The sequence below is a fragment of the Streptomyces sp. NPDC001027 genome, assembly GCF_040299045.1.
Taxonomy (GTDB): Bacteria; Actinomycetota; Actinomycetes; order Streptomycetales; family Streptomycetaceae; genus Streptomyces.
The window spans coordinates 1-23,920 of record NZ_JBEPBI010000054.1 but is presented as its reverse complement, the minus strand read 5'-3'; the positions used below and the strand labels follow the sequence as shown (position 1 = coordinate 23,920).

The 23,920-nt window shown below is 72.8% G+C and carries 19 protein-coding genes and 1 pseudogene; 8 read left to right on the top strand and 12 right to left on the bottom strand.

Annotation, left to right across the window (positions count from 1 at the left end):
* Nucleotides 1–1,221, bottom strand: coding sequence for a pyruvate dehydrogenase (acetyl-transferring) E1 component subunit alpha (gene pdhA, locus ABT300_RS17525; RefSeq protein WP_319275976.1), 1,221 nt, complete (start codon nt 1,219–1,221; stop codon nt 1–3).
* Nucleotides 1,222–1,780: 559 nt separating this feature from the next.
* Between pdhA (ABT300_RS17525) and ABT300_RS17520 the strand changes: the two genes are divergently transcribed.
* A complete protein-coding gene (locus tag ABT300_RS17520) occupies nt 1,781–2,827 on the top strand; it encodes a phosphotransferase (protein ID WP_351676254.1) in 1,047 nt (348 codons plus the stop codon).
* Nucleotides 2,828–2,955: 128 nt separating this feature from the next.
* Here the strand turns inward: ABT300_RS17520 and ABT300_RS17515 are convergent, their stop codons facing one another.
* Complete coding sequence (locus tag ABT300_RS17515) at nt 2,956–4,536, bottom strand: protein kinase domain-containing protein (protein ID WP_351676292.1); 1,581 nt, start codon at nt 4,534–4,536, stop codon at nt 2,956–2,958.
* A 354-nt stretch (nt 4,537–4,890) separates the two neighbouring features.
* Between ABT300_RS17515 and ABT300_RS17510 the strand changes: the two genes are divergently transcribed.
* A complete protein-coding gene (locus ABT300_RS17510) occupies nt 4,891–6,516 on the top strand; it encodes a protein kinase domain-containing protein (protein WP_351676251.1) in 1,626 nt (541 codons plus the stop codon).
* 130 nt (nt 6,517–6,646) lie between these two features.
* Here ABT300_RS17510 and ABT300_RS17505 read toward each other — a convergent pair whose 3' ends face one another.
* The gene (locus ABT300_RS17505) at nt 6,647–7,192 is read right to left on the bottom strand and encodes a bacterial proteasome activator family protein (RefSeq protein ID WP_319186746.1); all 546 of its coding nucleotides are present in this window, start codon (nt 7,190–7,192) and stop codon (nt 6,647–6,649) included.
* Between the two features lie 172 nt (nt 7,193–7,364).
* Between ABT300_RS17505 and ABT300_RS17500 the strand changes: the two genes are divergently transcribed.
* Nucleotides 7,365–7,994, top strand: coding sequence for a hypothetical protein (locus tag ABT300_RS17500; protein ID WP_351676249.1), 630 nt, complete (start codon nt 7,365–7,367; stop codon nt 7,992–7,994).
* Between the two features lie 43 nt (nt 7,995–8,037).
* Here the strand turns inward: ABT300_RS17500 and ABT300_RS17495 are convergent, their stop codons facing one another.
* A complete protein-coding gene (locus ABT300_RS17495) occupies nt 8,038–9,018 on the bottom strand; it encodes an NAD(P)H-quinone oxidoreductase (protein ID WP_351676246.1) in 981 nt (326 codons plus the stop codon).
* A gap of 154 nt (nt 9,019–9,172) precedes the next feature.
* Here ABT300_RS17495 and ABT300_RS17490 point away from each other — a divergent pair, with 154 nt between their 5' ends.
* Together ABT300_RS17490 and ABT300_RS17485 are read left to right on the top strand one after the other, a co-directional pair.
* Nucleotides 9,173–10,189, top strand: a complete 1,017-nt coding sequence (locus ABT300_RS17490) for an ATP-binding cassette domain-containing protein (RefSeq protein ID WP_351676243.1) — start codon at nt 9,173–9,175, stop codon at nt 10,187–10,189.
* On the top strand, nt 10,186–11,034 hold the full coding sequence (locus tag ABT300_RS17485; RefSeq protein ID WP_351676240.1) for an ABC transporter permease: 849 nt from the start codon (nt 10,186–10,188) through the stop codon (nt 11,032–11,034). The genes ABT300_RS17490 and ABT300_RS17485 overlap by 4 nt, the downstream gene beginning before the upstream one ends.
* Nucleotides 11,035–11,047: 13 nt before the next feature.
* Here the strand turns inward: ABT300_RS17485 and ABT300_RS17480 are convergent.
* Nucleotides 11,048–11,746: pseudogene (locus ABT300_RS17480) on the bottom strand (potassium channel family protein); the annotation flags it as partial.
* A 120-nt stretch (nt 11,747–11,866) separates the two neighbouring features.
* On the opposite strand from ABT300_RS17480, the gene ABT300_RS17475 reads away from it, so the two are divergent.
* Nucleotides 11,867–12,997, top strand: coding sequence for a potassium channel family protein (locus tag ABT300_RS17475; protein WP_351676239.1), 1,131 nt, complete (start codon nt 11,867–11,869; stop codon nt 12,995–12,997).
* A gap of 87 nt (nt 12,998–13,084) precedes the next feature.
* Here ABT300_RS17475 and ABT300_RS17470 read toward each other — a convergent pair whose 3' ends face one another.
* From ABT300_RS17470 to pdhA (ABT300_RS17450), 5 genes are all read right to left on the bottom strand, one after another.
* Nucleotides 13,085–14,470: a molybdopterin molybdotransferase MoeA gene (locus ABT300_RS17470; protein WP_502977953.1), complete on the bottom strand. Its 1,386-nt coding sequence runs from the start codon at nt 14,468–14,470 to the stop codon at nt 13,085–13,087.
* Between the two features lie 11 nt (nt 14,471–14,481).
* Nucleotides 14,482–15,438, bottom strand: a complete 957-nt coding sequence (locus tag ABT300_RS17465; protein ID WP_351676235.1) for an NTP transferase domain-containing protein — start codon at nt 15,436–15,438, stop codon at nt 14,482–14,484.
* Between the two features lie 72 nt (nt 15,439–15,510).
* Nucleotides 15,511–17,022 (bottom strand): dihydrolipoamide acetyltransferase family protein, encoded by a 1,512-nt coding sequence (locus ABT300_RS17460; RefSeq protein ID WP_351676233.1) that lies wholly within the window; start codon nt 17,020–17,022, stop codon nt 15,511–15,513.
* Nucleotides 17,022–18,026 (bottom strand): alpha-ketoacid dehydrogenase subunit beta, encoded by a 1,005-nt coding sequence (locus ABT300_RS17455; protein ID WP_351676231.1) that lies wholly within the window; start codon nt 18,024–18,026, stop codon nt 17,022–17,024. Before ABT300_RS17455 ends, ABT300_RS17460 begins: the two co-directional genes overlap by 1 nt.
* On the bottom strand, nt 18,023–19,159 hold the full coding sequence (gene pdhA, locus ABT300_RS17450) for a pyruvate dehydrogenase (acetyl-transferring) E1 component subunit alpha (RefSeq protein WP_351676229.1): 1,137 nt from the start codon (nt 19,157–19,159) through the stop codon (nt 18,023–18,025). Before pdhA (ABT300_RS17450) ends, ABT300_RS17455 begins: the two co-directional genes overlap by 4 nt.
* 175 nt (nt 19,160–19,334) lie before the next feature.
* Here pdhA (ABT300_RS17450) and ABT300_RS17445 point away from each other — a divergent pair, with 175 nt between their 5' ends.
* Entirely contained in the window at nt 19,335–19,931 is a 597-nt protein-coding gene (locus ABT300_RS17445; protein ID WP_351676227.1) for an Lrp/AsnC family transcriptional regulator, read from the top strand.
* Nucleotides 19,932–19,934: 3 nt separating this feature from the next.
* Here the strand turns inward: ABT300_RS17445 and ABT300_RS17440 are convergent, their stop codons facing one another.
* Together ABT300_RS17440 and ABT300_RS17435 are read right to left on the bottom strand one after the other, a co-directional pair.
* The gene (locus tag ABT300_RS17440) at nt 19,935–20,525 is read right to left on the bottom strand and encodes a TetR/AcrR family transcriptional regulator (RefSeq protein ID WP_351676225.1); all 591 of its coding nucleotides are present in this window, start codon (nt 20,523–20,525) and stop codon (nt 19,935–19,937) included.
* Nucleotides 20,522–22,036, bottom strand: a complete 1,515-nt coding sequence (locus ABT300_RS17435) for a 3-hydroxyacyl-CoA dehydrogenase (protein WP_351676223.1) — start codon at nt 22,034–22,036, stop codon at nt 20,522–20,524. Before ABT300_RS17435 ends, ABT300_RS17440 begins: the two co-directional genes overlap by 4 nt.
* 159 nt (nt 22,037–22,195) lie before the next feature.
* Here ABT300_RS17435 and paaN point away from each other — a divergent pair, with 159 nt between their 5' ends.
* Nucleotides 22,196–23,890, top strand: a complete 1,695-nt coding sequence (paaN, locus tag ABT300_RS17430; RefSeq protein ID WP_351676221.1) for a phenylacetic acid degradation protein PaaN — start codon at nt 22,196–22,198, stop codon at nt 23,888–23,890.
* Nucleotides 23,891–23,920 lie beyond the last annotated feature (30 nt).

Genomic DNA, 23,920 nt, shown 5'->3' with positions numbered 1-23,920 from the left:
TCAGTTTCCCCCCGTACCCGCGGCGACGCCGCTGTCGGACTCCGTCGCGAAGGACTCCTGGTACGCGGCGAACTGGGCCCGCTCCTCGTCGACGAGCGCATGTCCGTCCGCGTACACGTTCTCGAAGATGGCGAAGTGGTCCGGGTCGGGCATGGCGCGGACCGCTTCGCGCACTCGCCTTCCCAACGCCTCGCTCTCGGCCTCGAGTTCCGCGAAGAATCCCTCGTCCGTGTGGTTTGACGCCTCGAGGTGGCGGCGCAGGCGCAGGATCGGGTCCTTCGCCTCCCAGGACTCGCGCTCCTCGTCGGCCCGGTACTTGGTGGGGTCGTCGGAGGTGGTGTGCGCGCCCATGCGGTACGTGTACGCCTCGACGAGGGTGGGGCCCTCGCCGTTGCGGGCGCGCTCCAGCGCCCACCGGGTGACCGCGAGGCAGGCGAGGACGTCGTTGCCGTCGACGCGGACGCCCGGGAAGCCGTAGCCCTGCGCGCGCTGGTAGAGGGGGACGCGGGTCTGCTTCTCGGTGGGCTCGGAGATGGCCCACTGGTTGTTCTGGCAGAAGAACACGACGGGCGCGTTGTAGACGGCGGAGAAGGTGAAGGACTCCGCCACGTCGCCCTGGCTGGAGGCGCCGTCGCCGAAGTAGGCGATCACCGCGCTGTCCGCGCCGTCCATGGCGACGCCCATCGCGTACCCGGTCGCGTGCAGCGTCTGGGAGCCGATGACGATGGTGTAGAGGTGGAAGTTGTTGCCGTTGGGGTCCCAGCCGCCGTTGTTCACTCCGCGGAACATGCCGAGCAGGTTGGTCGGGTCGACGCCGCGGCACCAGGCGACGCCGTGCTCGCGGTAGGTCGGGAAGACGTAGTCGTCGTCGCGCAGGGCCCGGCCGGAGCCGATCTGGGCGGCCTCCTGGCCGAGCAGCGAGGCCCACAGGCCGAGCTCGCCCTGCCGCTGCAGGGAGGTGGCCTCGGCGTCGAAGCGACGGGTGAGCACCATGTCGCGGTACAGGCCGCGGAGGTCTTCGGGGGTGACGCCGGCGACGTACTGGGCGAACTCGGCGTTCTTCGCGTTCTTGACCCGCTTGCCCTCCGGCGTCAGCAGCTGCACGAGCTCGGGCTCGGCGCTCTTACCGGCGGCGCGAGTGGTGCGCCCGGAGCCGGTGTCGCCGGCCTTGCTTCCGGCGCTGCGTCGCGGCTTGCGCGCGGCAGTGCTCTCCACGGTCACGTGTGCTCCTCCGTCGTTCCGGCCCCCGGGGTTGCCGGGTGGCTGGGGGTCCCCCGGCTCTTTGGGAGCCTGGGGGAGCGGCTCACCTGTTTCCGACACCCGTGCACGGGGTGGGTGCCGCTCGGCCGGAACAGGCGTGACAGGTGCCCCGGCGAGCGCCCTGCAGTCATCACGTTACCCAGTGCTCCACATACTTGTGAAACCCCTCCTGACCTGCGTTTTTGCTTGGATTTCCAAGTAAATCGGCAAAGTCGGGAAGGAGCCTGGTCACAGCCTTGCAGGAGGCCGGAGCAACGGCACGTTAACCCGGCCACCCAGGCCACGGGAAGAGTCAGTATGTGAGACCGGGTGGGGGTACGGGCTCCGCCGGGCGCTTCGGGAGGCCGCCCGGCACCGCCCGATGCCGTCCGCAGGCGGCCGGCGCGATCGCCTGCGACCACCTGTGGACACCTGTTGACCTGAGGCGACTGAGCGTGACTGTCTGTGACAACGCCCAGCTCACGGCCTCGCTCCGTGCCCTAGCATCGGGCGCGTGCCGCGCTCCTGTGTACCCCCTTCCATGCCCCACGCGCCCCCTTTGAGCGCTCTGCTCCGCCGGTACGCCGCCGGTGCCGCGCTCGCCTGCGAACCCGTTGACGAAGGCCTGCTCAATCGCGGATACCGGCTGCGCACCACCCGCGGCCGCTATTTCCTCAAGCACCATTTCGACCCGGACACCGCCGACCCCGTCTCCGTCGCCCGTCAGCACCGCGCCACCGAGCGGCTGGCCGACCTCGGCGTCCCGGTCGCTCCCCCGCTCCGCGCCCACGACGGCCGCACCGTCGCCGTCGTCGGCGGCCGCGTCTACGCCCTCCACCCCTGGGTCGAGGGCCGACACCGCCACGGCACCCAGCTCACCGCCGGCCAGTGCGGCCGTCTGGGGGCGCTGCTGGGAGCGGTGCACGCCGGCCTGGAGCACGTGATGCCAACGGCGCGCGAGACCGAGCGCGCCCCCTGCGCGCAACGCGCTCCGGCGCACGGTCCCCAGACATCCGCCCAGCCGAGCGCGGACCCCGCCGACACCTTCGTCCTCATCGACGACCTCCTCGCGCGCGTGCGCCGCCGACGCCCCGCGGACGCCTTCGACGAGCTCGCCCGCCACCGCCTGCTGGAGCGCCGCACGCTGCTGGAACGGCACGCTGACCGGCGGCCTCCGCACTCGGGGCCGGTCGGCTGGGTGCACGGGGACTTCCACCCCTTCAACCTGCTCTACCGCGGCGACGCCCACGCCGCCATCGTCGACTGGGACCGGCTCGGCGTGCAGCCCCGCGCGGAGGAGGCCGTCCGCGCCGCCGCCATCTTCTTCGTCCGGCCCGACGGCACGCTCGACCTGCCGAAGGCGAGGACGTACGCACGCGCGTACCGGCGCGCGGCCGGCGCCGCGCCCTGCGAACTCGCGGCGGCCGTGCACCGCGTCTGGTGGGAGCGTCTCAACGACTTCTGGATGCTGCGCTGGCACTACGAGCGGGGCGACACGCGCGCGGACCCGCAGTTCCCTGCGGCGTCCGCGCTGGCCGTCTGGTGGACACGGGAGTACGACGCGGTCCGCGGCGCGTTCACCGGCTGACCGGGACGACGAGGCCGCCCCGGAGCCGCCCAAGGGCCACCGCCGCCGACCGGACGAGCACGCGCGTGTGGAGCCCTCTCACGGGCCCACGCGCGCATGGCCGACACGGTGCGGGCGGCCCGGGTCGCTCAGTTGGGGAGGCCTGCGCCCCCGAGGGTGGTGGTGCCCTGGTCCGCGCCGCCCGTCGGGTCCGGCGAGGCCGGCGGGCTCGGGTCGGTATCCGGGTCGGACGGCTTGTCCGACGGAGTGGGCGACCCGTCGTCCGTCGGCTCGTCGCTGGCGGACTGGGACGGCGAGGAGGACGGCGAGCGCGACGGCTTGTACGACGGCGAGTAGTTGTGGTTGTCGTTGGACCCGGTGCCGTCGTCCGTGCTGTCGCCCGTGGACGTGTCCGACTCCTCGTCGCTCGGCTCCGCGCTCGGAGAGGCGTTCGAGGCTGACGGCGAGACGGACGGCGACGTGCTGGTCCCTCCGCCGCCCGTGCCGCCGCCCTTGTTGTTGAGCGCGAGCGCGACGCCCGCGGCGATGGCGATCACCGCGAAGACGGCGAGGATCCACAGCTTGCCGCGGCCGCTGCCCTTGTTGCCGTGGCCCTCGAAGCCGCCGTCGTCACCGCCGCCGTAGCCGGTGGGCAGGATCGGCTGCGGGATCTGCGAGGTGTGGGAGCCGTCCGCGCCGTGCGGCAGGACGGTGGTGCTCGCGAAACCGCCGGAGGGCGTGCCGCGGCCGTCGGCGACGGTCACGGGCCCGGTGTTCCAGGTCCCGGTGTGGCCGCCCTGGTCGTACAGCATCTGCAGCCCGTACTGGACCAGGCCGCGCATCTCCTCCGCCGTCTGGAAACGGTCGTCGGGGTCCTTCGCCAGCGAGCGCATGACGAGCCCGTCGAGTTCCGGCGGGCACTCGCCGCCCGAGGTCTGCGACGGCGGCACCGGGATGTCCTGGACGTGCTGGTAGACCACCGACAGCGGCGTCTCCCCGGTGAAGGGGGGCCGCAGCGCGAGCAGTTCGTACAGCAGACAGCCCGTCGCGTACAGGTCGGAGCGGTGGTCGACGGCCTTGCCGAGCGCCTGCTCCGGGGAGAGGTACTGCGGGGTGCCCATCACCATGCCGGTCTGCGTCATCGTCGTGGACGCGCCGTGCAGGGCGCGGGCGATGCCGAAGTCCATCACCTTGACCGCGCCGTTGTGCGTGATGATCACGTTCGCCGGCTTGATGTCACGGTGCACGATGCCGTGCTGGTGCGAGTAGGCGAGCGCCTCGAGCACGCCGGAGGTGATGATCAGGGCCTGCTCGGGCCCGGGCGCCTCGGCGTTGAGGAGCAGGTCGCGGATGGTGCGTCCCTCGACGATCTCCATCACGATGTACGGCACGCTCTGGCCGCCCACGAAGTCCTCGCCGGAGTCGTACACGGCGACGATCGCGTGGTGGTTGAGACCGGCCACCGACTGGGCCTCACGCGTGAAGCGGGCCTTGGACACCGGGTCCTCGGCCAGATCGGCGCGCAGCAGCTTGACCGCGACGGTGCGCCCGAGACGCACGTCCTCGGCTGCGAACACCTCGGCCATGCCGCCCCGGCCGAGTCTGCGGGTCAGCCGGTACCGGCCGTCCCCGACGAGCCCTCCGTTGCCCCAGTTCTCCGGCGCATCTGACATACCGCCGCCAGTCGCCTCGGGGTCGGACGGGCCCTGAGCGCGCTGCTGTGCCATCAGTCCTCGCCGTCGTTTCTGCCCGCGGTGCGCGCGGTGTTGTCACGGTCTCCGTCGGCCACGCTACAGCCTCCGCGCAAGCCTCCGGTCCGGGACGATCGCCATGATGACGTCCCGGCCGGGCCCGGGCGCGGGTCCGGGACGGACCGGTCATGCAACCCGCATCCCGTGCCGGCGTGCAAATCCTGTGTGCCTGCCGTACGGCAGCTGTAACGCTTCCGCGACGCTTCTTTCTCGTAGGGTCACGGAACGGGCACCGAACTTGACGTGTCGGTGCCCTGCGGCAGACTTGGCCGGGAATAGCACTTTGGATCAACGGCAGTCAACGGTGCCGAAGGCCTACGGGGGACGCAGAAGATGAGCCACGACGGCGGCCAAGGCCGGTACGCGGGGCGGGCGCTCGCCGCCGGCCGCTATCAGCTGCGCGACCTGCTCGGCGAGGGCGGCATGGCCTCGGTGCACCTCGCCTACGACGCCGTGCTCGACCGACAGGTCGCCGTCAAGACCCTGCACACCGAGCTGGGCCGTGAGCAGGCCTTCCGCGAGCGGTTCCGCCGCGAGGCCCAGGCCGTGGCCAAGCTCACGCACACCAACATCGTCTCCGTCTTCGACACCGGAGAGGACGAGGTCGACGGGCTGACGACCCCGTACATCGTCATGGAGTACGTCGAGGGCCGCCCGCTCGGCTCGGTGCTCGACGAGGACGTGCGGCAGCAGGGCGCGATGCCCGCCGACAAGGCGCTGAAGATCACCGCGGACGTGCTGGCGGCGCTGGAGATCAGCCACGAGATGGGGCTGGTCCACCGCGACATCAAGCCGGGCAACGTGATGATGACCAAGCGCGGCGTGGTCAAGGTCATGGACTTCGGCATCGCGCGCGCGATGCAGTCCGGCGTCACCTCGATGACGCAGACCGGCATGGTGGTCGGCACCCCGCAGTACCTCTCGCCCGAACAGGCCCTGGGGCGTGGCGTGGACGCCCGGTCCGACCTCTACTCGGTCGGCATCATGCTGTTCCAACTGGTCACCGGAAGGCTGCCGTTCGAAGCGGATTCGCCGCTTGCGATCGCGTACGCGCATGTGCAGGAGGAGCCGGTGGCTCCTTCGTCGATCAACCGGGCGCTGCCGCCGGCCGTCGACGCGCTCGTCGCCCGCGCGCTGAAGAAGAACCCGAACGAGCGTTTTCCGACCGCGGTCGCCATGCGCGACGAATGCCTGCGCGTCGCCGCTTCCTTCCAGCCGGCCCCGCCGAGCATCGTGCCCGGCGCGCAGACGGCGAGCGGCGCGGGCGTCGGCTCCGCGGTGTTCCCGCCGGTCGGCCAGAGCGGCCCGGCGCCGCAGGGAAACGTCCAGACGCCCTACCAGCCCGCGCCGAACCCGAACCCGTACGGCGCCCCGACGCCGTCGCCCTCCTACGGCTACCCGCAGCAGGGCGGCTACCAGACGCCGGCGCCGGCGTACAGCCACCAGCAGGCGCCCACCCCGCCCGGGTACCACCTGAGCCCGCAGGCGTCGACCGCTGTGGCCCCCGGCAGCGCCCGCCGGAGCAGGGCGGTGCTGATCTGCTCGGCGGTGGTCGCCGTGGTGGCGGTCGGCGGCCTCATCGGCAGCCTCGCCACGAAGGGGGACGGCGACGACGGGAAGGGCGGCGGGAGCAGCGCCTCGCCCTCGGCGACCAAGGCGGCGGGCTACCGCGCACCGGACACCAGCAAGACCATCGAGGCGACGGAGTGCTCCGAGCCGCAGGAGTCGTACAACGACCCCGACAAGATCCGGATGCCGGACTTCAAGTTCAAGTACATCGGCTCGGTCAAGGAGTGCTTCCAGGCCGCCGGCTGGAACATCAAGGTCACGAAAATCGACGAGAACACGTACGGCGCCGGAGCGGTCATGAACCAGTTCCCCTCCGCCGGGACGGACGTCGACCCGAAGAACATGCCCGAGATCGAACTGACGGTGTCCACAGGCAACCCGGCGTCCTGACGCCCGAGGCGCGACAGCGCGGCGGGTACGTACGGCAGCGGGTAGGGCAGCAGACGGCGCAGCATCTGAGGGGCCCGGCGTCCTGGACGCCGGGCCCCTCAGATGTCCGGTCGGTTCGGGTGGTCGGGTGCTACAGGTACGGTCCGCCGGTGCGCCCGCCCGCGCGCGGGTCGTCGCCGCCCTCGTGGCCGACGCCCGGCGGCAGGGCTCGGCGCATCTGCTCCAACTGGGCGCGCGCGGCCATCTGCTGCGCGAAGAGGGTGGTCTGGATGCCGTGGAAGAGGCCCTCGAGCCAGCCGACCAACTGGGCCTGCGCGATGCGCAGCTCCGCGTCGCTCGGAGTCGACTCCTCGTTGAACGGCAGGGAGAGCCGCTCCAGTTCCTCGACCAGTTCCGGCGCCAGGCCGTCCTCCAGCTCCTTCACCGAGCTCGAGTGGATCTCCTTCAGCCGGACCCGGCTCGCCTCGTCCAGAGGAGCCGCGCGCACCTCCTCGAGCAGTTGCTTGATCATGCTGCCGATGCGCATCACCTTCGCGGGCTGCTCGACCTGCTCCGTCACCGGGATCTCACGGGAGTCCTCGTCGGCGTCGATGCCGCCCAGCGCCATGCCGTCCTGGCCGACGACCAGGATCTTCTGGGCGTTCTCCGGCGACCTTTCGTTCCTCGACATCTCCATGCCGCCATTCTCGCGCACACTCCGCCCGGTCGACGTGCGGCCCCCGCGTCAGCTGCCGTCGCTCCCGTTCGGCGGATTCCGGAATGCGGCCCCATTTCCCGAATGTGAGGCTTGTCGCGTCCTTTTCTTAGGTCTCCTCTTGGCGACCGGGCAGTGGGAGGGGGTCACGGACGTGACTCCATGGCAGCGGACCTCGGGCGCGACGCGCACCGGCGATCGAGAGCGCGCGGCGGTGCGCGCACGGAAGCGGTCGCGGCGGCGCACGGCCGCGCTCGTGCGGACGCCGGCGGCGACGGGAGCGGTGGCCCTGGCCGGCGTGTGCCTGCTGCTGCCGGGCAGCGGCGGCGCGTCGTACGCGGCCGCCCCGGGACACGCGGCCGCCCCGGCGCCCGCCGTCGCACCGCAGTCCGCCGGCCCGTCCCCGTCTCCCCGTGAACCGGACCGGGCGGGCAGCCGGGCGGGCGAAGGACGACAGCGCCCCGGGCGGGCCGCCGACGAGGCCGAGACGGCGGACGACGCCTCCGGTGTGGGCGCGCTGCCCGAAGAACCGGACGAGGCGAGCGCCGGCGACGCGGAGGCCGAGGACGGCGACACCGGCGAGGACACCGCCGCGCCCGCGTCGCCGGAGGCCGCCGTTCCCGCGACCCCGGCCGCGCCGCGGGACGACGTACGCCGGCCGGCCGCCCAGGGAGAGCGGGCCGACGGTCCCGTACTGGAGATCCTCCCGCTCGGCAGCGGTCTCGTCCTCATCGGGCTCGGCATCGCCCTCGCCCTCGCGGCGCTGCGCCTGCGGCGCGGATAGGGCGACAACACGCCCTGGCTAAGACGCCCCGGGCGGGTCGGCGTCAGGGAGCGATCAGCAGCACCTTGCCGACATGGCCGCTCTCCTCGACGACGCGGTGGGCGGCGGCCGCCTCGCTCATCGGCAGTTCGCGGTCGACGACGGGCCGCACATGGCCGCCCTCCAGCAGCGGCCAGACATGCTCGCGCACGGCCGCCACGATGGCGGCCTTCTCCCCTCGCGGCCGGGCCCGCAGCGACGTCGCGCTGACGGCGGCCCGCTTCCCGAGGAGCATGCCGATGTTCAGCTCCGCCTTGACGCCGCCCTGCATGCCGATGATCGCGAGCCGGCCGTTGACGGCGAGAGCCTGCACATTGCGGTCCAGGTACTTCGCGCCCATGTTGTCGAGAATGACGTCCGCGCCCGCGCCGTCGGTGGCCTTCTTCAGCTCGGCGACGAAGTCCTGCTCGCGGTAGTCGATCAGGATGTCGGCGCCCAGTCCGGCGCACCGGTCCAGCTTCGCGGCGGTGCCCGCGGTGACGGCGACCTTCGCGCCGACGGCCTTGGCCAGCTGGATCGCCATGGTGCCGATGCCGCTGGACCCGCCGTGCACCAGCAGCGTCTCGCCCGGCCTGAGGTGGGCGATCATGAAGACGTTCGACCAGACGGTGCTGGTGACCTCGGGGAGCGCGGCGGCCTGCCGCAGGTCGACGCCCTGCGGCACGGGCAGCAGCTGGCCGGCCGGCACGGCGACCCGTTGCGCGTATCCACCGCCCGCGAGCAGCGCGCACACCTCGTCGCCGACGTTCCAGCCGGACACGCCCGGGCCGAGCGCGGCGATCCGGCCGGAGCACTCCAGGCCCGGATACCGGGAGGCCCCGGGCGGCGGGTCGTAGAAGCCCTGCCGCTGCAGAATGTCGGCGCGGTTGACGGCGCTGGCCACCACGTCGACCAGGACCTCGCCCTCGCCGGGTACGGGATCGGGGACCTCGTCCCAGACCAGCGCCTCGGGACCACCGGGTTCGGGAATCGTGATCGCATGCATGAGGGCGACGCTACTCCCCCCTTTCCGCCCCCTCCGATCATGGTCCGCGACGGGCCGCGAGGGCCTCGGGCGAAAACCCGGGTGCGATCACCGATGAGTTCCGGCGAAGGTAAAGGTCTCCCCATGCGTAGCCCGAGTACGCGGAAGGAACCCCATGAGCGATCACCCCGCCGGCCCGGCGATCGAGACCGTGGGCCTGGTGAAGACGTTCGGCGGCACCAGGGCCGTGGACGGCGTCGATCTCGTCGTGCCCACCGGCACGGTCTACGGCCTCCTCGGCCCGAACGGCGCCGGCAAGACCACCACCGTCAAGATGCTCGCCACGCTGCTGCGGCCCGACGGCGGTGAGGCGCGGATCTTCGGCCACGACGTCGTCCGGGAGGCCGACGAGGTGCGCGGCCGCGTCAGTCTCACCGGCCAGTACGCCTCCGTCGACGAGGACCTCACCGGCACCGAGAACCTGGTGCTGCTCGGGCGGCTCCTCGGACACGGCAAGAAGGCGGCGCGCGAACGGTCCGCCCAGCTCCTCGCCGCCTTCGGACTCGGGGAAGCCGCCGCAAAGCAGGTCAAGCACTACTCGGGCGGCATGCGGCGCCGCATCGACATCGCCGCCTCCATCCTCAGCACGCCCGACCTGCTCTTCCTCGACGAGCCGACCACCGGACTCGACCCCCGCAGTCGCAACCAGGTCTGGGACATCGTGCGGGCGGTGGTCGCCCAGGGCACCACCGTGCTGCTGACCACGCAGTACCTCGACGAGGCAGACAAGCTGGCGTCCCGGATCGCCGTCATCGACCGGGGGCGGGTCATCGCCGAGGGCACGAAGGGCGAGCTGAAGGCGTCCGTCGGCGCCGGCTCCGTCCATCTGCGGCTGCGCGACGCCGATCAGCGGCCGACGGCCGAACAGGTGCTGCGGCTGACGCTGGACGCCGACGTCCAGCCCGAGCCGGACCCCGTGGCGCTGACCGCCCGGCTGAGCGCCGCCGCGCAGGACGGCGCCGCCGCGCAGGCCGCCCGCGCCCTCGGCGAGCTCGCCCGGGCCGGCGTCACCGTCGACGACTTCTCCCTGGGCCAGCCCAGCCTGGACGAGGTGTTCCTCGCCCTCACCGGACACGACACACAGGCCGACACCGGCAGCCGGACGGCCCGGGAAGGCGAGGAGGCGGCATGAGCACCACGACCACCACGGACGTCCAGGACCTGGCGCCGGTCAGCGCCGAATCGCTGGCCGCCCTGCTCGTCATGAAGGAGCGGCCACCGCGCCCGAGCGCGCTGTCCGCGTCCCTGACCTTCGGCTGGCGGGCGATCCTCAAGATCAAGCACGTGCCGGAACAGCTCTTCGACGTGACCGCGTTCCCGATCATGATGGTGCTGATGTACACCTACCTCTTCGGGGGCGCCCTCGCCGGCTCCCCGGAGAAGTACATCCAGTTCCTGCTGCCGGGCATCCTGGTGATGTCGGTCGTGATGATCACGATGTACACGGGCGTCTCCGTGAACACCGACATCGAGAAGGGCGTCTTCGACCGCTTCCGGTCGCTGCCGATCTGGCGGCCGTCGACCATGGTCGGCTATCTGCTCGGCGACGCCCTGCGCTACGCCATCGCGTCCGTGGTCATGCTCACCGTGGGCCTCGTGCTCGGTTACCGGCCGGACGGCGGGGTGGCGGGAGTCGTCGCCGGCATCGCCCTGCTGATCGTCTTCTCGTTCGCGTTCTCGTGGATCTGGACGATGTTCGGGCTGCTGCTGCGCACCGAGAAGTCGGTGATGGGCGTCAGCATGATGGTGATCTTCCCGCTCACCTTCCTGTCCAACGTGTTCGTCGACCCGCACACCATGCCGGGCTGGCTGCAGGCGTTCGTCAACAACAGCCCCGTCACCCATCTCGCCTCGGCGGTGCGCGGCCTGATGGCGGGCGACTGGCCGGGCGCCGAGATCGCCTGGACGCTGGGCTGGGCGGGACTGTTCGTGCTGGTCTTCGGGCCGGTCACCATGCGGCTGTACAACCGGAAGTAGCCGGCAACGCGTCTCAGGCCGGCGGGAGCGGCGGGACGCCCGGCATGCCCGGCGTCCCGAGCGGGGCCCGCCCGGGGCCGGGGCCGATCCGCACGATCGCGACCAGCCGGTCCGTCGGCTCCAGCACCCCGATCGCCGGATCGTCGTAGGCGAGCACCCGGTGGCCCCGGACGACGCTCACCACCAGGTCGGCCGTGTCCCGCGGCCCCCGGCCGACCTCGGCCTTGGTGACGGGCCGTTCCACGAGGTCGAGCCCGTCGCCCTGCCGGATGAGGTCCTCCATGACGCTGCCCGCCGCCGGACTGAGCACCGAAAGACCGAGCAGCCGGCCTGCCGCGCCGGCACTGGTGATGACCTCGTCGGCGCCGGACTGGCGGAGCAACGGCGCGTTCTCCTCCTCGCGCACCGCCGCCACGATCTTCGCCCCCGGATTGAGCTGCCGGGCCGTCAGCGCCACCAGCACGGCCGTGTCGTCGCGTTGGGTCGCGATGACGATCCGCCCCGCCCGCTGCACTTCCGCCCGCCGCAGCACATCGCTGCGCGTGGCATCGCCGACGACGCCCTCGTAGCCCTCGGCACGGGCCGCGTCGATCACCTTCGCGCTCGGGTCGATCACCACGACCTGCTCCTTGCGCAGCCCGGAGGCACAGGCCGTCCGGATCGCAGACCGACCCTTCGTTCCGAAGCCGACGACGACAGTGTGGTCGCGCAAGGGGACCTCCGGGATCATGGACATCTGCGGGCTCATGGACACGTGTTGCAGCATGACGGGCACGGGCCCGCCGGGAACCATGGTGCCCACCGTTCGGATCACCATCACAGGGGGCACGGGTTGAAGGACCACGAACGACCGCCGGCACGTCCGGTCAGACTGTCCCTCTTCAGGTCCCTCTGGTACCGCTCACGCACCGAAGCCCGGGACGACGCCGAGGCGGGCCGCTCCATCACGATGCCCGTACGGATCGGCGCGCCCCCGCTGCTGCAGGTGCTGCGCCGCCTCAGCATCGCCCTGCTGGTGCTCGCGATCACCACACTGATCGTCTACGCCGACCACGACGGCTACAACGACAACGCGGACGGCTCCGTGAGCCTCCTGGACGCCGCCTACTACGCCACCGTGACGCTCTCCACCACCGGCTACGGCGACATCACCCCCGTCAGTGACACGGCCCGGCTCATCAACATTCTCGTCATCACGCCGCTGCGCGTCCTGTTCCTGATCATTTTGGTCGGCACCACCCTCGAGGTGCTCACCGAACGCACCCGGCAGCAGGTCCGCATCCACCGCTGGCGGGTCCGCACCCACGGCCACATCGTGGTCGTCGGCTACGGCACCAAAGGCCGGCACGCGGTGGAGACGCTGATCGGCAACGGCATCGCCAAGGACCAGATCGTGATCGTGGACGCACAGCGCAAGTCCGCGCTCCAGGCCGGCGACGACGGACTCGTGTCGGTGACAGGCGACGCCACCCGCTCGGAGACCCTGGTGAAGGCCGAGGTGCAGAACGCCTCCCGGGTGATCGTGGCCCCCCAGCGCGACGACACCGCGGCCCTCGTCACCCTCACCGCCCGCCAGCTCAACCGGCGTGCCACGATCGTCGTCGCCGCCCGCGAGGACGAGAACGTGCCGTTGCTCAAGCAGAGCGGCGCGGACACCGTCGTCACCAGTTCCAGCTCCGCCGGCCGGCTGCTCGGCGTGTCGCTGGTCAGCCCGACCGTGGCCCAGACGCTGGAGAACCTGATGACCCTCGGCAGCGGCCTGGACCTCATCGAGCGCCCGGTCGCCGGTGCGGAGGTGGGAGAGGCGCCGCGCTCCTGCGCCGACCTGATCGTGGCCGTCGTCCGGGGCAAGCAGCTCCTGGACTACGCGGACCCCCGGCTCACCCGCCTCCAGTCGGGGGACCGTGTGATCACCGTCAGCCGGGCCGTCCCGGCCGCCGACGAACAGGAAAGTTTCACGTGAAACACGGCTTCATGGAGCTCCGCTTCGTGAAACACGGCTTCATGGAGCACCGCTGCAAGGAGCACCGCGTCCTGAAGGCCGTCTGTTTCACGTGAAACAGGCGCCGACTCCGGCCGTCGCCCAGGGCAGGTCGAGGAGTTCGGCCTCCTGACCCGCCCGCGCACCACCCGGCTGCACGACGGCGAGGGCATCGGCCGCCGCGATCCCGCGCAGCATGGCCGGCCCGTTGTAGTGCAGCGGCACGGCGTGGTCGCCCCGAAGGGACACCGGGACGAGCCGGGTGTCGTACGGATGCCCGTGCACCGTGTCCCGCAAGGGCAGTGCGTACGGCTCGGGCGCCGGGCGGGCCGCCAGGGTCCGCACCAGCGGCTCCGCCAGCGTGAGCAGGCCGGAGACGGCCGCGAGGGGATTGCCGGGCAGACCGACGAGGTGCTGGTCGTCCTTGGTGCGGGCCAGCAGCATGGGGTGGCCGGGGCGCACCTGCACGCCGTCCACGAGGAGTTCGGCGTCGATACGGCGCAGTGTGGGGTGCACATGGTCGACGGGGCCTGCGGCGGTGCCGCCGGTGGTGACGATGAGGTCGGCGCCCGAGCCGGTGACCGCCTTGTGCAGGGCCTTCGCGTCGTCGCCGAGCCTGCGCACGGCGATGACGTCCGCGCCGAGCGCGCGCAGCCACGGGGGCAGCATCGGGCCGAGCGCGTCCCTGATGAGTCCGTCGCGCGGACGGCCCTCGGCGAGCAGTTCGTCGCCGAGGACGAGCACCTCGACCCGGGGCCGGGGGACGGCGCTCAGCGTGTCGTATCCGGCGGCCGCGGCGAGACCGAGCACGGCCGGCGTCACCACCGCTCCGGCGAGCAGCAGATGGTCCCCGCTGCGGCATTCCTGGCCCCGGGGCCGGATGTCCTGGCCGTGCTGCATCTCGCGGGTGGGGTGCAGCCGGTCGTTGTCGTCGGTGCGCCCGTGCTCGCTGCGCAGCACCGCGGTGGTGTCCGCGGGGATCCGGGCTCCGGTGGCGATGCGGACGGCCTCGCCGTCGGCGAGGGGCGCCGGGGTCGCGCTTCCTGCCAGCACACCCTCGTCCCGGACGTGCCAAGGGCCGGGCCCGGCGACCGCCCATCCGTCCATCGCCGAGGTGTCGAACGAGGGCAGGTCGGTGAGCGCGGTCAGCGGAGCGGCGAGGACGAGTCCGAGCGCGTCGCCGAGGGTCACGGAGACGGGGGCGCGGCGGGCTGCGCCGGGACGCGCCGCCCGGGCGGCGATCGCGCGGGCCTCCGGCCAGGGGGTCGCCCGGTGACGGTGCCCCTGTGCGGCGGCCCGATGCCCCGTGTCCGGGGTGCGCGACGGCGGGGCGCCTTCGCTCGCACGCCGTCCCGAACCGTGGCCGCCGGTAGGGCGGGCGGGGCTGTTGCCGTCCTTCACGAGGGCGAGCGCCTCCTCGACGTCGAGGTCCTCGGCGTCGAGGCCCTGTCCCATGCCGCCGGGGCTCATCCGGCGTCCGGTCCGGAGCGGGTGGGTTCCGTGCCGGCGGACCGCGTGTCGGTGGGGCCCGTGTCGGTGGGTTCCGTGCCGGCCGGTCCGGCGGGCCGGTCCTGCTCGGCCTGCGCCTCCTGGGCCCAGCGCAGCGCGAGCGCTGCGGCCTTGCGGGCGGCCTCGGCGACGGCCTCGGGGCCTCCCTGGGCCTGTGCGGCCGCGTAGCCGACCAGGAAGGTGGTCAGCGGGGCCGCGGGCCGGGCCACCCCGTGGGCGGCGTCCCGCGCGAGGTCGAGCAGGGCGGCGGTGTCGACGTCGAGGTCGACGCCCAGTTCGTCCTTGACTGCGGAAATCCATTCATCCAACACGTGGCCATGCTCCCTGATCCGTGCCCTGGCGGAGGCGATGTCGTCCCAGGTGTCGCAGTCGAACGACGCGACGGGGTCGGGGACGCGGGTGAGTTCGAGTCCGGCGGTCAGCCGGCGCAGGGGGAGCCCGGCGAGGCCGCCCCGGTCCGCGGTGAGCACCGCCAGCTCGCGGCGCAGCGCCGCCGTGCGGTAGGCGGCGACGAGGGGTTGGTCGCGGCCGTCGCCGTCGGTGAGCAGCGCGCCCTCGACCGTCCCGGCGCGCAGGGCCGTCAGCAGCCGCCGCACGGTGTCCGCGGTGAGGAACGGCAGATCGGCGGAGAGGACGAGGACGTCGTCGGCCGCGGTGTGGCGCAGACCGGCGTCGAGCGCGGCGACGGGGCCCGCCCCGGGCGGCTCCTCGCGTGTCCAGCGCACCGGCCGGGCGGTGGGGCGGTGCTCGGCGACGACGACGGTGACGCGCGCGTCGGCGCAGGCCCCGAGTACCCGGTCCAGCAGCGCGCGCCCGCCCACCCGCACACCTGGCTTGTCGGCGCCGCCCAGCCTGCGGGCGCCGCCGCCGGCCAGCACGACGGCGTCGTAGACGACGCACTCGTTCGAGGTCACCCCACGAGTATGCGGTCCGCCTCGGGCATCCCGTCCCCCCGGATCACGGGGAGCGTACGAGCCCGTCCGCGCTCACAGCGTGCGCAGCAGCACCGCCGGCTGCTCCACGCAGTCCGCCACGTGGCGCAGGAAGCCGCCGGCCGTGCCTCCGTCGCACACCCGGTGGTCGAAGGTGAGCGAGAGTTGGACGACCTGGCGCACGGCCAGTTCGCCCTCGTGCACCCATGGCTTGGGCACGATGCGGCCGACGCCGAGCATGGCCGCCTCGGGGTGGTTCACGATCGGCGTGGATCCGTCGACGCCGAACACGCCGTAGTTGTTCAGCGTGAAGGTGCCGCCGGTGAGATCGGCCGGGGTGAGGCGTCCGGCGCGGCCGGCCTCGGTGAGCCGGGCGAACTCCGCGGTGAGGCCCTCGGCGTCCCGGGCGTGTGCGTCGCGGACGACCGGGACGACGAGTCCGCGCTCGGTCTGCGCGGCGAACCCGAGGTGGACGTGGTCGAACTGGACGATCTCGCGGGCTGCCGTGTCGACGCTGGAGTTGAGCTCGGGGTACCGGGCCAGGGCCGCAGTGCAGATCCGGGCGAGGAGCGCGAGGAGCGAGATCTTCGGTCCGCCGGCCGCGTTCATGGCGGCGCGGGCGCGCATCAGCTCCGTCGCGTCGGCGTCCACCCAGCAGGTGGCGTCGGGGATCTCGCGCCGGCTGCGGGAGAGCTTGTCGGCGACGGCGCCCCGGACGCCCTTGAGGGGGATGCGGCGGCCGTCGGCGGCGGTGCCCGGCGCGGGCGTCACGGCGGCGTCCGGCAGGGGCCGCGCGGTCTGGGCGCCGGCCGGTGCGGCAGGAGCACGCAGGGCGTTCTCCACATCGGCCCGCAGGATCAGCCCCTCGGGCCCGGAGCCGGTGAGCTGCCGCAGATCCAGGCCGTTCTCCCGCGCGAGGCGACGGACCAGCGGAGAGATCACGGGGACGGGGCCGTCGGACGCCGGGTGCGGACTGCGGACGGCGCCGGCCTCGACCGGCACGCTCACCGAAGCCGAAGCCGAAGCCGAAGCCGAGGTCGAAGCGGAAGGCGAAGCCGGGGCGGCGCCGGACACGGCCTGCGGCACCGCGGCCGAAGCCGTCGCGCCCGCAACCTGGGCCGGAGCGGGAGCCGGGGCCGGGGAGGATGCGTGCGGCATCGCCGGGGCGGCGGTCGGCTGAACCGGCCGTACCCGCCTGCGGCGTGCCGGGGCCTCGGAGGTGCCGTAGCCCACCAGCACGTTGCCCGAGCCCTCGGCCTGCCCGGCCGGCGCACCGCGCCCGGGCGGGTCGGCGGGCCCGAGCGCGTCGCCGGACGCGGGGGCGCCGACCGCGACCGTGATCAGCGGGGCGCCGACGGGCAGTTCCGTGCCCTCCTCGCCGAAGCGGGCCGTGACCACGCCGCCGTAGGGGCAGGGCACCTCGACCATCGCCTTGGCCGTCTCGACCTCCACGACCGGCTGGTCGACGGCGACCACGTCGCCGACCTGGACCAGCCAGCGGACGATCTCCGCCTCGGTGAGCCCTTCTCCGAGGTCGGGCAGCTTGAACTCCAGCACCTGTGCCATCAGTTCCCGGCCTCCCACTGCAGCCGTGCCACGGCGTCCAGGATGCGGTCGACGCCGGGCAGGTGGTGGCGCTCCAGCATCGGCGGCGGATACGGCAGATCGAACCCGGCGACGCGCAGCACCGGCGCCTCCAGGTGGTGGAAGCAGCGCTCGGTGACACGGGCCGCGATCTCTCCGCCCGGGCCGCCGAACGAACCCGACTCATGGACGACGACCGCCCGGCCGGTGCGCCGCACCGACGCGGCGACCGTCTCGTCGTCGAAGGGCACCAGGGACCGCAGGTCGACGACCTCCAGGTCCCAGCCCTCGGCCTGCGCCGCCTCGGCTGCCTCCAGGCAGACCGGAACCGACGGCCCGTACGTGATCAGGGTCGCGCTGCGGCCCGGGCGCCGCACGACCGCGCGGCCGATCGGCTCGACCGGCTGCGGCTCCTGCGGGTTCCAGGAGTCCTTCGACCAGTACAGGCGCTTGGGTTCGAGGAAGACGACAGGGTCGTCGGAGGCGATGGCGGCGCGCAGCAGACCGTAGGCGTCGGCGACCGTGGCGGGCGTGACGACGTGCAGGCCCGGGGTCGCCATGTAGTACGCCTCGGACGAGTCGCTGTGGTGCTCGACGCCGCCGATGCCGCCTCCGTAGGGCACCCGGACGGTGATCGGCAGGGGCATCCGGCCGCGGGTGCGGTTGCGCATGCGTGCGACATGGCTGATGAGCTGCTCGAACGCCGGGTAGGCGAAGGCGTCGAACTGCATCTCCACCACCGGCCGCAGGCCGTACATGGCCATGCCGACGGCGGTGCCGAGGATGCCGGCCTCGGCGAGCGGGGTGTCCGTGCAGCGGTCCTCCCCGAACTCCTTCGCGAGCCCGTCGGTGACCCGGAACACCCCGCCGAGGGCTCCCACGTCCTCGCCCAGGACGTGCACGGTCGGGTCGGCGGCCATCGCGTCGCGGAGCCCGCGCGTGAGGGCCTGCGCCATGGTGGCGGGCTTGAGGGCGACCGTCGTCATCGGTGCGCGCCTTCCTGCTCGGCCTCGAGCTCCGCCCGCAGCAGTTCCTGCTGCTCGCGTAGTTGCGGCGTGGGTTCGGCGTAGACGTGGGAGAACAGGTCCATGGGGTCGAGGTCCGCGTCCTGGTTCATCCGGGCGCGCAGGTCGGCGGCCATGTCCTCGGCGGCCTCCCGCACCGTGCGCCGGGTGTCCTCGTCGAGCAGCCCGCGTGCGGTCAGTTCGCGCTCGAGCAGTTCGATCGGGTCGTGCTCACGCCAGGTCTGGACCTCGGCGTCGGCGCGGTAGCGGGTGGCGTCGTCGGCGTTGGTGTGCGCGTCGATGCGGTACGTCACCGCCTCCACGAGGGTCGGTCCGCCGCCTTCCCGCGCGCGGCGCACGGCGTCGGCCAGGACCTCGTGCACGGCGGCCGCGTCGTTGCCGTCGACCAGCCGGCCCGGCATGCCGTAGCCGACGGCCTTGTGGGCCAGCGACGGGGCGGCGGTCTGCTTGGCGAGCGGCACGGAGATCGCGAAGCCGTTGTTCTGCACCAGGAAGACGACCGGCGCCTGCCAGACGGCGGCGAAGTTCAGCGCCTCGTGGAAGTCGCCCTCGCTGGTGCCCCCGTCGCCGACCATGGCGAGCGCGACCACGTCGTCGCCCTTGAGGCGGGCGGCGTGCGCGAGGCCCACGGCGTGCGGGAGCTGGGTGGCGAGCGGGGTGCACAACGGCGCGACCCGGTGCTCGTAGGGGTCGTAGCCGGTGTGCCAGTCGCCGCGCAGCAGGGTGAGGGCCTCGACGGGGTCCACGCCGCGTGCGACGACCGCGAGGGTGTCGCGGTAGCTGGGGAAGAGCCAGTCCCGCTCCTGCAGGACGAGCGCGGCGGCGACCTCGCAGGCCTCCTGACCGGTGCTGGACGGGTAGACGGCGAGTCTGCCCTGCTTGGTGAGGGCGGTGGCCTGGACGTTGTACCGGCGACCGCGCACGAGCTGCGCGTACAGCCGGCGCAGCAGCTCCGGGTCGGCCTGCGCGGCGGCGTCGGTGCCGAGGACGCGGTACGGCTCCGCGTCGGGCAGCAGCGGCGCGGGGTCGGTACGGGGCTGCCAGGCCGGCGGCGGGGTGGGCCGGTAGGCGCCCCGCTGCTCCATGACCGTCATGACGGCACCTCCTCGTAGGAACGGCTACGGGCGGCGCGTCGGTTGTGATGCGCCTCACCTACCGATTGTTCGGTCGTCGGCACATTTTGGCTACAGGGCCCCTCAGGCTGTGGACAAACGGTTCTCCACAGCCTGAGATGGATGCAGTACGTCCATATGGGAGAGGCGGGGGGACATGGCACCTGAACAAATGGCCGAAGGGCCGGAGAACGGTGCCACGCTTCCGCCGGTCGGTTCCGCGTCAGGCGGCGTCCAGTCGTCGGGCGGCCCGCCGCCGTCCTCCGGCGTCGTTCCCGCGCCGCCGGCCGGCGCTCCGCTGCCGCCGCCGCGTCCGCTCGACGCCATCGACCAGGACATCCTGCAGATGCTCCAGGCGGACGGCCGCGCCTCCATACGGTCGGTCGCCGAACGGGTCCACGTCTCCCGGGCCAACGCCTACGCGCGGATCAACCGGCTCATCGAGGACGGCGTCATCCGGGGCTTCGGCGCCCGCGTCGACCATGAGCGGGCGGGACAGGGCACGAGCGCCTACATCACCCTGACGATCGTGCAGAACTCCTGGCGGACCGTGCGCGAGCAGCTCAGACAGCTGCCCGGCGCCTCCCACATCGCGCTGGTCGGAGGCGACTTCGACGTCCTGCTCCTCGTGCACACACCCGACAACCGGGCGCTGCGCGAGGTGGTCCTCACCCGTCTCCAGGCGATCCCCGAGGTGCTCAGCACGCGCACCCTGCTGGTGTTCGAGGAGGAGGACCTGGAGCCGCAGGGCTGAGCGCTAACGAGCCGTCCGCAGGCCCTCGAAGACGAGCCGCACGACCGCGTCCGCGACCTCGCTCTCGACCATCCCCCGGCCGCCGGGCCGGTACCACTCGACGATCGAGTTGATCATCCCGAAGACCAGGCGCGTCGCGAGCCGCACTTCCATGTCGCCGCGCACCTCCCCCTCGGCGGCGGCCGCCCTCAGCAGCTCGGCGACCCGGTGGTCGAAGTCGCGGCGGCGCTCCAGGGCCCACCGCTCGGTGTCGGTGTTGCCGCGCACGCGCAGCAGCAGCGTCACGTACGGCAGCTCGCCGATGAGGACCTCGACCATGCGCCGCACGACGTACTCGAGGCGCTCCGAGGCGTGCCCCACGCGCGCGTGCTCCTCGTCGAGGATCCCGAACAGGCCGTCCAGCGCCCGGCTGACGGCGCGCCGCAGCAGTTCCTCCTTGCCGGCGACGTGGTGGTAGATCGACGACTTGGAGATGCCGGCCGCCCTGGAGAGGTGCTCCATGGAGGTGCCGTCGTAGCCGCGCTCGTTGAACACCTGGACGGCGACGGAGAGCAGGGTCTCCGGCGTGTACGTGTCGCGCTTGGCGGTGGTCACGAGGCGCCCTCCCGCTTCTCGGTCGCGTAGGAGTAGCGGTAGAGCGCGAGGGACGGCGCGTAGCGGCAGGAGGGGTCGCGTTCGTGCAGGTCGTCGAGGAGGGCGCAGGCCCAGGTGCGGCCGAGCCGGCGGCTCCACTCGAAGGGGCCGAGGGGGTAGTTCACGCCGAGGCGCATCGCGGTGTCGACGTCCTCCTCGGTGGCGACGCCCTTGGCGACCGCGTCGTGCGCGAGGTCGACGATCCGCGCGACGGTCCGCGCGACGATCATGCCGGGGACGTCCCCGATGACGCTGACGTCCTTGCCGAGCGCCTGGAACAGACCGACCGCCTCGGACATCGTCTGCGCGGAGGTGTCCTGGGAGGAGGCCAGGGCGATGCGGGTGGCCTTGCGGTAGTCCAGGGCGAGGTCGAAGTAGACGACGTCGCGGAACTCCACGGAGGTCTGGCCGTCGGCGAGGGCGAGCTGGCCGCCGCCGGGCAGCACCAGGCGGGTGCCGTGGTCCTCTTCCTCCTCGCGGACCTGGATGCCCGCCTCGCGGATCAGGGCGAGGAGCTCCGACGCGGGGCCCAGATCGCCCTCGGCGACGACGTACGCGGGCGGCCGGGCCTGCTCCGCGGTGTGCGGCTCGGCCGGCTCGGCGCCCTCCCGGTAGTCGTACCAGCCCTGGCCGGTCTTGCGGCCGAGGCGGCCCGACTCCACCAGGCGCCGCTGGGCGAGCGAGGGCGTGAAGCGCACGTCCTGGAAGAAGGACTGCCACACGGAGTGCGTGACCGACTCGTTGACGTCCTGTCCGATCAGGTCGGTCAGCTCGAAGGCGCCCATCCGGAAGCCGCCGGACTCGCGCAGGATCGCGTCGATGGTGGCCGGGTCGGCGCCCTGCGCCTCGTAGACGGCGAACGCCTCGGCGTAGAAGGGCCGCGCGATGCGGTTGACGATGAAGCCGGGGGTGTCGGCGCAGGCGACCGGCGTCTTGCCCCAGGCGCGGGCGGTCTCGTACGCGCGCGTGGCCGACGTGACGTCGGTGGCGTACCCGGAGACGACCTCGACCAGCGGCAGCAGCGGCGCCGGGTTGAAGAAGTGCAGGCCGACGAAGCGCCCCGGGCTGCGCAGGGCGCCGGCGACCGCGGTCACCGACAGGGAGGAGGTGTTGGTGGCGAGCAGGCAGTCCTCGCCGACGACGTCCTCCAGCTGCCGGAACAGCTCCTGCTTGACGTCCAGCCGCTCGACGACGGCCTCCACGACCAGGGAGCAGTCCGCGAGGTCGGCGAGGCTCTCCGCGGGCCGCAGCCGGGCGAGCGCCTCGTCCCGGTCGGCGGCGGCGAGACGGTCCTTCTCGACGAGCCGGTCCAGACGGGCGCCGATCGCGGCGGCCGCCTCGCGGGCACGGCCGGGAACGGCGTCGTACAGCCGCACGGGGTGTCCCGCGACCAGGGCGACCTGAGCGATGCCCTGGCCCATGGTGCCGACGCCGACGACGGCGACGGCGCTGCTGGGGTCGAGTCCTGTCATGTGCGCGATCCTCCCGCACGAAGATTTCCACAGATGCGGCAGGCCCCCTTGTCCCGACCGATCGTTCGGTTACTCTAACCGTGACTGGCTGTTCCTGCCCAGGTCTCCGCCAGGTCATGAGCTCGACGGAGAGTTCTCAAGACGAGGAGTTGGTCCCGCATGGCCGCCGCCGAACCGACCGCGCACGCTCTGATCGCCCAGCACCGGCCCACCCTCGATCAGGCCCTGGAAGCGATCCGCACACGCGCGTACTGGTCCCCCCACCCGGAACACCCCAAGGCCTACGGGGAGAACGGCAGCCTGGACGCGGCAGCCGGAAAGGCGGCCTTCGACGCCGTCCTGAACACCCGCCTCGACCTCGGGCAGCCCGGCACGGACGGCTGGGTGGGCGGCGAGGTCTCGCCGTACGGCCCCGAGCTCGGCGTCTCCTACCCGCACGCGGACCCGGACGCGCTGCTGCCCGCGATGCGCGCCGGACAGCGCGCCTGGCGGGACGCGGGCGCGGAGGTCCGCGCGGTGGTCTGTCTGGAGATCCTCAAGCGGATCAGCGACCGCACCCACGAGTTCGCGCACGCCGTCATGCACACGTCCGGACAGGCCTTCATGATGGCGTTCCAGGCGGGCGGCCCGCACGCACAGGACCGCGGTCTGGAGGCAGTGGCCTACGCCTACGCCGAACAGGTCCGCACCCCGGACACGGCGGAGTGGAGCAAGCCCCAGGGCAAGCGCGACCCGCTCGCGATGACCAAGACCTTCACGCCCGTCCCGCGCGGCGTCGCCCTGCTCATCGGCTGCAACACCTTCCCGACGTGGAACGGCTACCCGGGCCTGTTCGCCTCGCTCGCCACCGGCAACGCGGTCCTGGTCAAGCCCCATCCGCGCGCGGTGCTGCCGCTCGCGCTGACCGTGGGCGTCGCGCGCGAGGTGCTCGCCGCGGCCGGCTTCGACCCGAACCTCGTCGCGCTGGCGGCCGAGCGCCCCGGCGAGGGCATCGCCAAGACGCTGGCCACGCGCCCCGAGATCCGGATCGTCGACTACACCGGCTCGACCGCCTTCGGCGACTGGCTGGAGGCCAACGCCCGCCAGGCGCAGGTCTACACCGAGAAGGCCGGCGTCAACACGGTGCTCGTGGAGTCGACCGCGAACTACCAGGGCATGCTCGCCAACCTGGCGTTCTCGCTGTCCCTGTACAGCGGCCAGATGTGCACCACCCCGCAGAACCTGCTGATCCCCCGCGACGGCATCCGCACCGACGAGGGCCCGAAGTCCTACGACGAGGTCGTCGCCGACCTCGCCCGCTCGGTCGACGGCCTCCTCGGCGACGACGCGCGCGCGAACGCCCTGCTCGGCGCGATCGTCAACCCCGACGTCAAGGCCCGTCTGGAGGCCGCGGCGGGCCTCGGCGAGGTCGCCCTCGCCTCCCGCGAGGTCGCCAACCCGGAGTTCCCCGACGCGATCGTGCGCACCCCGGTGATCGTCAAGCTGGACGGCGCCAAGCCGGACGACGAGGCCGCCTACATGAGCGAGTGCTTCGGCCCGGTCTCATTCGCCGTCGCGGTCGACTCCGCGGCCGACGCCGTGGCCCTGCTGCGGCGCACCGTGCGGGAGAAGGGCGCGATGACGGTCGGCGCGTACACGACCGACGCCGAGGTCGAGAGGGCCGTGGAGGAAGTCTGCCTGGACGAGGCCGCCCAGCTCTCCCTGAACCTCACCGGCGGCGTCTACGTCAACCAGACCGCCGCGTTCTCCGATTTCCACGGCTCGGGCGGCAACCCGGCGGCCAACGCGGCCCTCACCGACGGCGCGTTCGTCGCGAACCGCTTCCGCGTCGTCGAGGTCCGCCGGGACGCCTAGGACGGGCCCGGCGAGCCCCCCATCGGCGCC